Genomic DNA, 13614 nt, shown 5'->3' with positions numbered 1-13614 from the left:
CGCTTCGTCGCCAGGTTTGTTTTATTGAAATTAGTTCGCGTTTATTTGTAATTGAGCCGCTTCCAAACCATCGGAAGTAGCTTCTACCTTAATTTCTCCTTTGTCACCGTCCGACTGAACGATCAGCAAACACATGCCGTTGAACGCCTTTCGGTGGTCGGCTTTGAAGGATTCCATACTGGCTTGGTAACCATTATCAACACCGGCATTAAAACCTGCTCCTGATATATCGAAATGCACCAGGTTATCAGCATCTGGAACCATATTGCCATCCTTATCGAGGATTTTAACGGTGATGAAGGACAGATCACGACCGTCGGCAGTAATTGTTGAGCGATCGGCAGTTAATTCAATTTTTGCAGGCTCTCCCGCAGTTTTTATGGTCCTTTCGAGTATTTTTTTACCATCCTTGTATGAAATGGCTGTCAAGATTCCCGGTTTGTATTTTACACGCCACATTACGTGGAATTTTTCTTGTTCTTTACTTTTTTTTCCCAATGATTTTCCGTTCAGTAACAATTCCACTTCATCGGCATTATTGTAATAAGCCCAAACATCCACTTCCTGACCTTCATGCCAGTTCCAGTGCGGGAAAACGTGCAGAACCGTATCATTCGTCCAGAGACTTTTGTAGAGGTAATAAACATCTTTCGGGAAACCACAGAGGTCGATGATGCCATAATACGAACTGCGTGCAGGCCACTCATAAGGCACCGGTTCGCCAATAAAATCGAAACCCGACCAAATAAACATGCCCGCCACAAAGTCGTTCCCGGAAACCACTTTCCAGGTGTTTTCATGCGTTGATCCCCAGTAAGCGTAAACATGGTCGTAAGCCGAAACCGTATAATCGGGATTACCGTCGAATTCCTGGTCATGCGCCGGTGGCCACAAACGATCTTCATCCGATGGCATGTCGTAATGCCCGCGGGTTGAAAGCGCCGACATATTTTCGGATGCCAGCATCGCTTCTCCCTGATAGTTTTTTGGAAAATCGAGGTACTCCAAATGTTTGTAATTAAAACTCAACACATCCAGTGCACCCGACTGGTAAATGTAATTCTTTTCCGGATCCTGTTCGGTGAGGCCGCAGGTAACCGGCCGTGTATTGTCGAAGCTTTTTACCAGCTCTGTCAGTTCACGGGCAATCGTTGTTCCGGTACTATCAAACTGCTCGCGAATCTCGTTGCCAATGCTCCACATAAACACCGAAGGATGATTGCGGTCGCGCAGTACCATATCTACCAAATCAGCCCGATGCCACGCTTCCCAATCGATGTTGTAATCGTATTTGTTTTTCTTTTTTGCCCACTGGTCAAACGCCTCGTCCATTACCAGGAATCCCATCTTGTCGCACAGATCAAGAAATTCGGGAGCCGGCGGATTGTGGGCAGTTCGTATGGCATTGCAGCCCATTTTTTTCAGAATTTCGAGTTGACGTTCTATGGCACGTGTATTCAATGCAGCTCCCAATGCGCCCAGATCATGATGTTGGTTCACTCCGTGAATTTTCAGGTGCTCACCATTCAGGAAAAATCCTTTTTCAGGATCGAAATGAAAAGTGCGGATTCCAAATTTGAATTCATAATTATCAGTGAGTTTCCCTTCAACAAAAACAGTGGTTTTTACCGAATAAAGTTGAGGTGTATCCACCGACCAAAGCTGTGGATGTTGAATTTTGAATTGTTGTGTTACTGAATTATCCGAAGCAGGAATTTTAAACGAAGACTTTTTGTTCGCAACTTCCTGTCCTTGAGGATTAGTAATTATTGTTTTTAGCTCAACCTGCTTTTGTTCCGCAGCTGCTGTCAACAGCGAAACCTGCACCTGAACAGTAGCTTTTTCCGAAGAAACTTCGGGAGTTGTTACAAACATTTCCCAATGAGCGACATGCGTTTTTCCGGTTTTTACCAGCCACACGTTACGGTAAATGCCGGAGCCGGTGTACCAGCGAGAGTTGGGTTGCAGCGAATTGTCCACTTTCACAGCCAGCACATTTTCTTTCTGTCCGAAATGTAGAAACGGCGTGAGATTGTATCGAAACGAAGTATAGCCATACGGCCTTTTGCCAAGGTATTTTCCGTTGATCCAGACTTCGCTGTTGCGGTAAACGCCATCAAAATCGATGTAGATCGTTTTCGTGCTGTCGGCAGCCGGAACAGTAAACGATTTTCGGTACCAACCAATTCCTGTCGGCAGGGCACCACCGGCCGTTCCGGCAGGATTATCGTTGCTGAATTCACCTTCGATGCTCCAGTCGTGAGGCAGGTTCAAGGTTCTCCAGGCGGCATCATCAAAACCGGGATTTTGCCAGGCCGGATCGTCGCCCAACGAAAATTTCCAGGCGGCGTTGAAATCGAGCCTTTCCCGAATTGTTTCCTGTTTTTCGCTACAGGAAAACAGGGATATCAATATCGCAAAACTCAGCCACTTTATATTTTTCATCGTTTCATTGTCTTATTGATTTACACGAAAATCGAAGTACAGTTCCATCTTTTTACAGCGTTTGCGCCAATGATCGTAGGGCCCAAAATCGAAAAACTGGTTCTTTTTTCCCGATGGCCCCATGTTCCACGAATCGTTGGTTTTGCTTCCGATTGCCGGAATGCCCTGCATAAACGAGATATCGCCATCGGGGAATGGTGGCGTTAACCGCTGATCGGCAACTTCCGGTTTATCGGGCGTAAACAGTCGCAGAAACACATCCTCTGTTCCTGTGGCCACTGTAAACGATTGGTCTTTACTTTGAATTTTTGCCCAGTACAAATTGGAATGATATCCTTTAAATTCGGGATAAATCACCGGAGGAATTCCAGTCAAGGTTGTGTTGTAGTCTTTTTGGTATACTCCCAGTTCAACCCCCTGCATGCGGTTTTTCCAAACACGATACGGGCCGTGTCCCATCCATTTTACGCCTTCAACCAGATTTTCGGGATACGAAAAATTAACGCCCATGTAATCGTAAGGCACATCGTATTCTTTGGCAAGATAGTAGATACTGAGTTTTGCCCAACCGCTTGAAAAAAACGACCAGGTAAATTCTTTCATCCTCGAATCTTTTTCAAAAGTACTGGTGATCGTCAACGTGTCTTCCACCATTTGAGCTGAAATTTCCTTAAAATCGGTTATCCCGGCAGAAATAACCGGTCCGTTGTTAAACGGAATTTCACCATTCGCATTCTCCACTTTTTTTAGCAAACCACCCGTTTTTCCGATGGTAAATGTAATGCCTCCTGCATTCACCTGATACGCAGAATCAGTTTCGGTAAAAGTAATGGCAGCATTCACTTTCGTTTCTGCAATCAATTCGCTAACCACATCATCAGGCAGTGAAACCGGGTAACTCCAGGTATACAATTTTTGTCCGTACTGATCGGTTGCGGTGATGTAAAGCACATCGTAAGTCATCCAGTCCTTTGGTAAATCAAGCTGAATATGTCCTCTTTGCCGCGGTTCGAGATCGGGTGAAACAATAGTTCCCGACACTTCTTTTTCAATTTCGGTTTCTACCGGAGTAGGTTCTTTCACAAGTTTCCAACTAAACCTGCACGTATTCAGGTTGGTGTACAGGTACCGGTTTTCGATGTATATTTTCCCGTCAAATTTTTCGGTCAGGTTCCGTTCTTCGAGTTGCACCGGCGACAAAATTTCCTTGATCGCAAAATAGCTGCCTTCTGGTTCGTGATACGATCCCAGAATACCATCGGCACCTTTTGAGTTGTAGGTATCCAATTCACCGTTTTTATCCACACGAACCACTCCCTGATCGGCAAAATCCCAAATAAAACCGCCAGCTGCCACGGGTGTTTTCCAGATAAGTTCCCAGTAATCGTAAAGGCCGGCGCCTTGTCCGCCGTCGTGCATTCCGTGCAAAAATTCGGTGGGCAGAACAATTTCGTGCCCGTGCCAGAAAGTACCGGTTCCGTAATCGTAGCTGCGGTAGTGTTCGGTAGAAAATCCGTTGAAAGTTTGCCAGGGCTGAAGGACTTCACGTTTCTGAATATCGAATTTGGCGTACAAAGGCAGTAATTCTTCATTGTGTCCGCCCTCGTTGCCGTTGTCCCACAAAATGATGGAAGGGTGGTTCACATCGCGAACGATCATTTCTTCAACCAGTTTTGTACCCACTTCGGTGTCGTAAGCATCGTGCCAGCCGGTGAGTTCATCGAGCACAAAAAGCCCCAGCGAATCGCAAACATCAAGAAAATGCGAATCTGGCGGATAGTGTGCCATGCGCACTCCGTTCATGTTCATGCTTTTAATCGTCAACACATCCTCAATACTTCGGGCTTTACTTGACGCACGCCCGGTTGTAGGCCAGAAAGTATGACGATTTACGCCCTTGATTTTTATTTTGACGCCGTTTACATAAATTCCATCACGTTTTCGCACGTCGATTGTACGGAAACCAAAACGTTCGGTAAATTGATGAACAATCTTCCCATCCTGAATCAGGTTAAAGTTGACTTTGTATAAATTCGGATATTCGGGATTCCACGATTTTATGTCGTTAATTTTACTTTTAATGAAAACACTTTCATCGGCATTTTTTACCGGGACTGAAAAATTTTCACTAATCGGTTCTCCGGCCAGAGTAATAACTTGTACCACAAGCTGGTCGGCGTTTTTTATATTATTCAGAAAAACCTCTGCCGAAAAAGTACCGTCGCCTTTGGCATCGATGGCTACACGGTTTATGTTTTCACCGGGTTTTGCCTCGAGCCATACCGGCCGGAAAATGCCACCAAAGATCCAGAAATCAGCATAACGCTCGGCTTTGTTCACCGATTCGTTGGCTGAATGTTTGTCGACTTTTACCTCCAAAAGGTTTTGTTTGCCAAATTTCAGCAAGGGAGTAATGTTGTAACGAAAGCGGTAATATGCCCCCTGATGAATCGGACCGGCCAACTTACCATTGATTTTTACTTCAGTGTCGGTCATCGAGCCATCGAAAACAATTTCCACCTGCTTTCCTTTCCACGCTGCAGGAACTTCAAATTCGTACTTGTACAAACCCGACTCTTTCCCACGCTCCTCGTCTTTGGCATGGCCGTAATTGTACTTTCCAAATCCCTGTAACTCCCAGTTTGATGGCACCGGAATGGTAGTCCACTCACCTGAATTACTACCACCGGTGCAGAAAAATTCCCAATCAACAGTGTTGTCACTTCCAGTTCCCGAGAGGTAGATTTTCTCGGTTTGCTGTGCCGCTATTCCTAATGCAAACAATGCAAGGATGATGATCAGATATAGTTTTTTAAGCCTTTGAAGCATGGTCTTATTTTTAGTTCAATTATTAAGTTACCGTTACCCCTAAATCCCCTAAAGGGGACTTTTCCGGTTCCCCTTTAGGGGCCGGGGATATAATGAATAATATTTTATCGCAGTCAACATTAATTTTTTGGCTGAAAACTCAATTCACTTTTCCCTAAATCTTTCGATGTTGCGACAGCAATTCCACGCTGACTGTCTTTGTTTACGGCGCAATAGAAATGGTACACCACGCCATCGTGTTTTACCACATACGATTTATGTGCAAACCAGTTGTCGTAGGATTCTGAAGGAGCGATCAGATCTTCACCTTCCCACTCGGTCCAGTTCACCAGGTCGTACGAACAGGCAAAACGGTTAAAGGCATCGTGATCTTTGCGATCGGGCCAAAAAGCACCAAAGTAGAACATCACCCAAACATCGCCCATTTTCTGGATCACGGCATCGCCTGAGATTCCCTTGTGATGATTGATCACCGGACTCTCACCAAAACGCTGCCAGTTGATCATGTCGTCAGAAACCGCCATCCCAATGCGTTCCGCACCGCGCCCGGGATTGATACTGTCGCCACGGGCATTGTAGTACATCACATATGGATACCCGGTAGTTTTACTCTCGTCGAGCAATACCCAGGTTTTGTAGATGGTACTGTTTTCCCACCAACGGGCAGCCGCATCAGTAGCTTTAAAAATCGGGTGATCATGACGATCCCACTCGTGCACCATAGCCGGCGACTGGTCGGAGTAAGCCATTCCGATCGAAAGCAAACCGTGTTCATAACCGGTAGAACTTCCTCCAAAATACGGCATCCAGTATTTTCCATCCACCTGATTCAACTCGTAACTGCCTCCCCAGGTCGGGTCCTGCAGACTTGGGTAACCGGCTTTCTGGTTGGCATCCCAATCGGTGGAATCCGAAAATGAAAGTACGCGCCCCATCTCTTCCCAGTGGAGCAGGTCACCGCTTTTAGCCAGCCAGGTCTCGTAGCCACGGCCATCGAAATAAAAATAAGTCATGTACCAACTGCCTTCGTATTGAAAAACTGTTGGGCAGTCGATCATTAACGAATCAGCTGTTGGAGCAACAACAAGACCGTATTTAAAAGGCGTTTTCACCTCCTCGTAAACTTCCTGCATTTTTTCAGGCGAAACCGTTTTTGGGAGCTCCTTTTTACCCGAGCAGGCTGATATCAGCACGATTGTTAGAAGAAGTAAACCCCCTCTAACTTCCCCAAAGGGGGAGAACCATGGTTTTACCTGTTTTATCATTTTATCTCCTTTTTTCATTCATTAAACTTTTTCCTTTTCACCTCCCCTTTGGGGAGGTTTGGAGGGGTTACTGAACCTTTACCCAATCCAAATACAATGGCCCATTGCTTTTGGGCGTAATTTTTATTGTATAAGTTCCCGCATTGATCGTTGTTTGCGTATCGGTTCGGAAGCTTTTCCATTGATTCGGAGTCGGCAGGAAAGTCCATTCACCTGCCCACATTTCACGGCCATCAGCGGCGAGAATCTGAATATCGGCTTTTAACTCACTTCCCGACAGGTTGATGTAGCGGAACTCCAAACCATATTTTGATGCCAGACCTACAGCGAATTCAGGACCAATCGTTCCTGTTTCGCCGGATGTCATCACACAGACTTTATCCAGGTGATTTACCTTACGCGCACTGCCATAAAGTTTTCCGTCCTCGGCTTCCCAACGTGTTGATGTCCGCAGATCGATCGGATCATCCAAATTCGTCACCGGCAAAACTGCTATCGGGTACATTTCAAAATCGTCTTCAGCAAAGCGTTTCAGTTGTACTTCAGCTCTTTTCTTAAACCGTTTCTGGTAAATCTGATAATCAGTTCTTCCTTCGAAGGTGGACTCTACATATTTATCCAGTGGTTTCCAATCGTTCAGCCAGTCCGGAAGATTACTCAGCGTCGTATCTATTCCAATCCAAACATCCGATTCAGCAGTAATTTCGAAAGATGGAATCTGCTCCCCAGATTTGAGAATTGAAGGTGTTTTAATCCATTCAGCACCGTATAATTCAGGAGCAAGTTGGGCAAACCTGCCTTTGGCATCGGAATATTGATCGATGCCGGTGTCCATCCATTTTTTGGCTGACCAAGCGTTGTTTTTTGTATTTAATTTTGAAATCACCCCTGAAGCTGCCGGAGCCGGTTGAATATCCTTATCTTCCGAAGAAACGGCAATTGCGGAAATCACTGCCTGCCCTGATTCTACCTGCGGAAATGAAATTTTTAGTTCGCCACCTTCAATTTCAGCTTCAACCGTTTTCTTAAGCAGTCGGTCGTGGCCAACTTCGGCCCAAATGTCTAAATCGTCGATTACCACCTTATCGTTGATAGCCACATCAAATACCCGCCAGTTGGTGCAATTCAATCCGCCACCGGTTCCATACCACGGCTCTGTGAAAAAGAATTCAACTTTATATTTTCCATCAGGCAGCGGAAAGTTATAGCTGAGTTTGTGTCGCCCGTAACGAAAACTTTGTATCAACGGCCAGTCGTAAGTTCCGGAAATCGGATCATGCGTTTGTCGCTGACTACCGTAAAACGCGGGCATACCGTTATAATCATCGGTCCAGGAACGCGAGCCCCAGGTTCCCGGATCGGTTTGATGCACATCAGCCATCCAAAGATTTCCCTGTTGATCGGTATATTCATCGCCGCCACAGTTTACACGGTAGATATAATTCCTTCCGTTTTCTGTTAACGGTAAGGTTTCACCTGACAGTTTATGCAAACCAGGATCTTCCGGTAAGTGATGTAGTAATACCTGATCTTCGGCAACCGTTTTTCCATCTACATAGCCTACGGCATACAGCAGGTTATTTTGCACATTTACATTATCAAAAACGATGTGTGTACCAAGCGGACCACGTTTTTTTCTGCCCAGCGAATTTTCTTTTACACCGTTGAACAGCTCCACCTCATCGCAATTGGTAAAAATGCGAATGCCGTATTTTATGCCTGGTTCGGTCCAGCGATCCGGCCAGGTATGCGAAACAATGTAAACCATCGGTTCGCTTTCTTTGGGTGCGTAATTCGAACGAAACATATAGAACAGATCGAGCGGTTCACCCCAAACCGTGAGCGCTCCCTTGTAATTCACAGGTCCAATGCGATCGATGTCTCGCATCCCCTCACCACTTTGTGTGCGGCCGGGATTATCGTGTGAGGCCATCAGCCAGTGATACTGTCCACAACTTTTATCAGCCGCCTCTTCTCCCAATCGGATTTTTGATTCCATCAGCAGGTTCATGCGGTCTTCGCTGTAGATTCCGTTCTGATCAAATTCGCCTTCGGTGTGCAGGTCAAGGCTGCGCCAGGCACCGTATTCTCCATTTAGCAATTGTTCCGAGAGTTCGTTGGCATAATTATCAGGATTGCCACCATACGTGCCCGACCAGTTTTGCACTACGTTCCAGTCAGTACCGGTACCTCCGTTGCAGGTGGTTACGAGGCGCTGGGATGAAGCTGTAGGATCGAGTTTTCGGATCAGATCAGTGCATTCTTGGGCAAAATCTTCGGGAAGGGTGCTTTCATTTTCAAGCCCCCATAAAATAACCGATGGACTGTTACGTCGTTCCTTGATCCAGTCAGTTAACAGCGTTTTAAAGTTTCTTCTGAATTCAGGATTATCGAACCAAATGTGCGCGGTCATTTGCGGCCACCACAGCAAACCACTTTCGTCCCAAACTTCTTGGTAGCGTAGGTTGTGCGGTTGATGTCCGTCGCGGAAAGAATTAAATCCCATGGCTTTTACCTGCTTGGTACGGGCTTTCACCTGCTCGTCGGAAAAAGCGTGCCCCTGCCCCATCATGTGTTCGTATTCGGCAGTACCGTTGATAAAGACTGGCTCTCCGTTCAGATAAAAACGATTGGAAGCATTTTCTCCGAAAATATCCCACTTTAAAGAACGTATTCCGTAATGCGTTTCAATTCTGTCGATCACTTTTTCATTTTGAAGGATCTCGGTTCGAACAGTGTACAAATAAGGATCTTCAATCGACCACAGATGCGGATTCGTAATGTCCTCTATCTGTTGCTGAATCACTTGCTGATTTTTCGCATCCAGCTCAATCTCAGTTTCAGTCGACGTGATCTGTTTTCCGCCGGCATCAATTAAAATATTTTTAAGCTGTATGATTTTATTTTCTGAGCCGTAATTTCTGACTTCAGTAATCAGATTCAAAGTAGCCTTTCCCGACAAAATGGTTGAGTCATTCCAGATATGAACACCAAAAGGCTCCAAACGAACTGGATCAGTGGCTATTAAAGTCACCGGACGAAAAATTCCAAGCGGCTGACTACCCTCGCAAAACCCCCACTCGGGGCTGCAACCACCACAAACCCACGGCAGGTCGCGAATATCTGCAGGATGATCGGCACGAACGGCCAACAGGTTTTCTCCATCGAGCTTTACAAATGGAGTAATGTCGAGCGTGAATGTTGTTCGTCCTCCGGCATGGTAGCCCACTGAATCGCCATTTAACCAAATGGTGGCATAGGAACCAACGCCTTCAAAAAACAGGAAATACTGTTTTGCGGGATCAGGATTTTCAAGCGAAAAAGTTTTGCGGTACCACGCTGTTCCGTGTAGGTTTCCGTGACGCAGGCGTCGGTAACCTCCGTAGTCGTCCCAGTTGTGCGGGACATCCACCTCATTCCATGCCGTAATGTTGAATTCATTTTTTTCGAATTCAGCATAAAAATCCGAAGAATCGGCAAACGAAGTAAACCAACTTTCATTCAGATTCTGGCTAAAACGAATTTCTTTTCGGGATGCCTGGTCCCCGCTACACCCGGCAAAAACCAGCAATACTAATATGACTGTTATTTGTATTCTCATTCCATTACTTTCATTTTCCCGAAATTCTGATCGTTTCATCATCCGGCACCAAAGCTTTGAGTAACAACCAGCACAGCAGGTAAGCCAAACTGGCAATGGCAAAAACCACGTGGTAACTTCCGGTAAATTCGAGGATAAGTCCTACGACCATTGAAAACAGAACTCCTCCGATTGCACCTGCAAATCCTGATAATCCGACCACCGAAGCGACTGCATTTTTGGGATAAATATCGGAAACAATGGTAAAAATGTTGGCCGCATAGCCTTGGTGTGCAAAAGCTGCCATAGAGATGAACAAGACAGCCAGCCACATATTCGAAATTCCCGACACAAAATAGATCGGGACCACTAGCAGCGCCATAATTAGTATGGTGAATTTACGTGCCTTAACCGGATTTTTTCCTTTTCCGATCATTCGCGACAAGATCCAGCCTCCCAGCACCGAACCACCCATTGAAATAACATAAATAGTAATCAGAGGCAGACCAATGTTCATTAAGTCGATGCCGTAATTTGTATTTAAAAATTTTGGCAGCCAATACAGAAAAAACCACCAGATCGGATCAGTTACAAAACGCGCCAGGCTGATGCCCAAAGTTTGACGATGGCGGATAATCTCTTTCCATGAAACGCGCTCCTGAACAGATTCTTCTCCATCCTGTAGGATGAATTCTCTTTCCTTTTCACTTAGTTTCTTTTCATCTTCCGGACGGTTGTATGCTATTAACCAAAAGAACAGCCAGACAAATCCCAAAGCTCCGGTACTTATAAATGCCCATTCCCAGCCCCATTTAAGTGCTATGAAAGGAATGAGGAGTGGAGTTACGATTGCGCCCAGATTCGGGCCGGTATTAAAAATACCAGTGGCCAATGCCCTTTCCTTTTTCGGAAACCATTCGGCCACAGTTTTCACAGAAGCCGGAAAATTGGCCGATTCGCCTATCCCAAGTGCAAATCTGGAAACGGCAAAAGAAAAAGCTCCTCTCGCCGCTGCATGAAGCATTCCGGCAAGACTCCAAACAATAATTGCTATCGAAAATCCGCGTTTGGTTCCAATCCGGTCGAGGATGGCGCCGGTGGTAAGTAAACCAATGGCGTAGGCCAATTGAAAGGCCATGATAATAAAACCGTAATCGGCTTCCGACCAATTGAACTGATTCTGCAGATCGGGAGCGAGTATTCCCAACACTTGACGATCGATATAATTGATTGTGGCAGCAAAGAACAACAAAACGACGATACGCCACCTGTAATTCCCGATTTTATCTGTTCTTACTGCCATCATCTATCTGCAAATTTCTTTAATTCGATTGTATGCTTTTGTTTGCTCTTCAGGTGTCTCACAATAGGTAACCACTACTAGTTTCATTCCGGGCATCCACACGCGTTTAACCTGCTGTTCGATGGTTTCGGTATCCCCTACGATCCTTGCATTTAACACCACTCCTGTTCCGGCAAAGGCATGAAAGGCTTCCAAATTATTGGTAGCTCCCGGATCGGTTTCAAGAGAAAAGGCACCATCTGCCATTTTTATGCCTTCGATATTCAGCACGGCATCAATCCATCCCGACCAGTCGCCGCAGGAATGAAAAGCTACGCCCCCAAACGGATCACAGACCTTTATAGCCGAAGGAACAGCCAGTTCGGTATATTGCTCGGGCGAGATCATAATCGCGTTATCGTCGCTCATGCCCATTCCCGACCACTTTTGTGACGATGCAAATCCATGACCGGGAAGTGCCAAAGCATCCCCGATTAACTTCTGTTGTTCATTGTTGAACTCAACTGAGAGGTCGGCCAGCAGATCGAAAAGCGAGAGAACCTTATCAGGATTGAGTAATACTTCGACAAAAAACTGATCAAGCGGAAGGAGATTGGCCACGCTATTGAGCGGAGACTGAGAATCGGTGAAAGAAACCGGAACCTGGCCTTTTGTCTTGTCCATGAAATATTCGATCATGTTCAATGTATGTTTCCCGATAGCGGTTTCTGCTACTTTTTTCACCGGGTAATCCAGCACCTCGTCCAAATTTTTGAAAGGAGGTTTAACCACCGGGGCATTCCCCTGCTTCCAGCTGTATTCGCAGCCAAAAGCGCTTGCTATCGTTCCAAGCCCGTACCAGGGCTCCAGAAAATTGGGTACGTCGGCGTTGAACAGCATACTTTTTTCGAGGGCACCCAATTGCCATTCAAGTGACTGTTGCATATCGGAACAGCCATACGAAAAACAAGCTGCAACGCGCATTCTACGGTACACAACAACACCGGAGTCAGATTGCCAGAAAGCAGAACATCTCCGGTTCAGGTTCGAGGCATATTCAGCATAATCCCCGAAATTAAAGTTTTCGGGAGAAATGGGCTTTACCACTGTCGCCTGCGAATCGGCCAGTTGAGTGTTGAATTTTTTCATACAAGCACCTCCCTTAACTCTTCTACCGTTTTGAAGATCGTCTCGATTTTGTCATCGGTTACTTTTTCGTCAATGTTAATGCAACACACTCCTGTCAGATCGGGATTGCCCGAATCATCTACAAGACGTGTTATGGTTTCCCTGATCTCTTCTTTCGACTGATGAATGATCTCCACCGGGCTCAAACGAATATTCAGAAAAGTATTTGGTAAATGTTTTCTCAGCACTTTAAGATCGCCTCCCCAGCCGACGTCAAGAAAGTCGAGCTTTGGAATTTTCTCAAATTTTTCGGCCATTCGGTGCGGATCGGAGCCACAGTAGTGAATCCCAAAGGGTCGGTGTTGCTTACTCCATTCAATATCGAAAGGAAGCAGGTATTCTTCATAATCTTCGGCTGAGATCATGGTGTGAGAACACTCGGAGTGCAAAAACACTGGTTCGTTGAAATGTCCGACCACCCGGTTTACTGAAATGGAGGTCGATTTGGTTTCCTTCTCCATAAGCGAAGTAAATCGCTGGATGACAGAAGCGATTTGCGTGAAATACTTTTTCACCTGATCAGGCTCCATCATCATGTCCATAAAAATGTTTTCGCCTTTCAGATCAAGTGCCAGGTTGAGAATGCCGCCCCAGTTAATATCGCCGCTTAGATAACCGAACTTAAGCCGAAGCTCCTCAAGCAATGCAATCATTTTTTTGAAAGCCGGATTTTTAAAAGGCTCCTCCACATCAATTTCAAGCGAATCGAAGTTGGCCGGTATCACCAACGGTGGATGATTTTCAGAATAATTCACCTTGCAGCCCAACATTTCGGAAAGTAAAAAACCGGCTGCCAGATGAACCGCGCCGATTTCGGGTCTGGCTTCGCGATGATGCGCTCCCAGTCCGTATTGTCCCCATCTGTTATACAGAGCTTTCTCCATTTGCTGCTCTGCCTCTACACGTCGCACAGGATGATAAAAAAAGTCCTCATCGAAGGTTAGTCCTTCGTTGTGGTACCACCATTCGGGAGCCAAAACAATATCGACAGGTAACATTTTTCTGTTGGTCAGCATCTCGTTCAA

The 13614-nt window shown here is 45.8% G+C and carries 7 protein-coding genes; all 7 read right to left on the bottom strand.

Features of this window, described 5'->3' with window-relative positions; all coding sequences use genetic code 11:
- Nucleotides 1-30: 30 nt before the first annotated feature.
- Nucleotides 31-2445 (bottom strand): beta-galactosidase GalB, encoded by a 2415-nt coding sequence (gene galB, locus HFD85_RS07405; RefSeq protein ID WP_167607106.1) that lies wholly within the window; start codon nt 2443-2445, stop codon nt 31-33.
- A gap of 12 nt (nt 2446-2457) precedes the next feature.
- Nucleotides 2458-5274 carry a glycoside hydrolase family 2 protein gene (locus HFD85_RS07400; RefSeq protein ID WP_167607103.1) on the bottom strand — a complete coding sequence of 939 codons (2817 nt, stop codon included), beginning with the start codon at nt 5272-5274 and terminating at the stop codon, nt 2458-2460.
- A 119-nt stretch (nt 5275-5393) separates the two neighbouring features.
- Entirely contained in the window at nt 5394-6557 is a 1164-nt protein-coding gene (locus HFD85_RS07395; protein ID WP_206081906.1) for a glycoside hydrolase family protein, read from the bottom strand.
- A 49-nt stretch (nt 6558-6606) separates the two neighbouring features.
- Nucleotides 6607-10140 (bottom strand): malectin domain-containing carbohydrate-binding protein, encoded by a 3534-nt coding sequence (locus HFD85_RS07390; protein WP_206081905.1) that lies wholly within the window; start codon nt 10138-10140, stop codon nt 6607-6609.
- A 10-nt stretch (nt 10141-10150) separates the two neighbouring features.
- Nucleotides 10151-11425, bottom strand: coding sequence for an MFS transporter (locus HFD85_RS07385; RefSeq protein ID WP_167607099.1), 1275 nt, complete (start codon nt 11423-11425; stop codon nt 10151-10153).
- Nucleotides 11426-12550: a uroporphyrinogen decarboxylase family protein gene (locus HFD85_RS07380; RefSeq protein ID WP_167607096.1), complete on the bottom strand. Its 1125-nt coding sequence runs from the start codon at nt 12548-12550 to the stop codon at nt 11426-11428.
- A complete protein-coding gene (locus tag HFD85_RS07375) occupies nt 12547-13605 on the bottom strand; it encodes a uroporphyrinogen decarboxylase/cobalamine-independent methonine synthase family protein (protein WP_167607093.1) in 1059 nt (352 codons plus the stop codon). Before HFD85_RS07375 ends, HFD85_RS07380 begins: the two co-directional genes overlap by 4 nt.
- Nucleotides 13606-13614 lie beyond the last annotated feature (9 nt).

This window comes from Maribellus sediminis, assembly GCF_011799805.1.
Lineage (GTDB): Bacteria > Bacteroidota > Bacteroidia > Bacteroidales > Prolixibacteraceae > Draconibacterium > Draconibacterium sediminis_A.
Note: the sequence above shows the minus strand (reverse complement) of the source record. Positions and strands in the feature narration are given on the sequence as shown.

Excerpts from the sequence above, each read along its gene's own strand:
- galB (WP_167607106.1), bottom strand. The coding sequence starts at position 2,445 with ATGAAAAATATAAAGTGGCTGAGTTTTGCGATATTGATATCCCTGTTT.
- HFD85_RS07400 (WP_167607103.1), bottom strand. The coding sequence starts at position 5,274 with ATGCTTCAAAGGCTTAAAAAACTATATCTGATCATCATCCTTGCATTG.
- HFD85_RS07395 (WP_206081906.1), bottom strand. The coding sequence starts at position 6,557 with ATGAAAAAAGGAGATAAAATGATAAAACAGGTAAAACCATGGTTCTCC.
- HFD85_RS07390 (WP_206081905.1), bottom strand. The coding sequence starts at position 10,140 with ATGAGAATACAAATAACAGTCATATTAGTATTGCTGGTTTTTGCCGGG.
- HFD85_RS07385 (WP_167607099.1), bottom strand. The coding sequence starts at position 11,425 with ATGATGGCAGTAAGAACAGATAAAATCGGGAATTACAGGTGGCGTATC.
- HFD85_RS07380 (WP_167607096.1), bottom strand. The coding sequence starts at position 12,550 with ATGAAAAAATTCAACACTCAACTGGCCGATTCGCAGGCGACAGTGGTA.
- HFD85_RS07375 (WP_167607093.1), bottom strand. The coding sequence starts at position 13,605 with ATGCTGACCAACAGAAAAATGTTACCTGTCGATATTGTTTTGGCTCCC.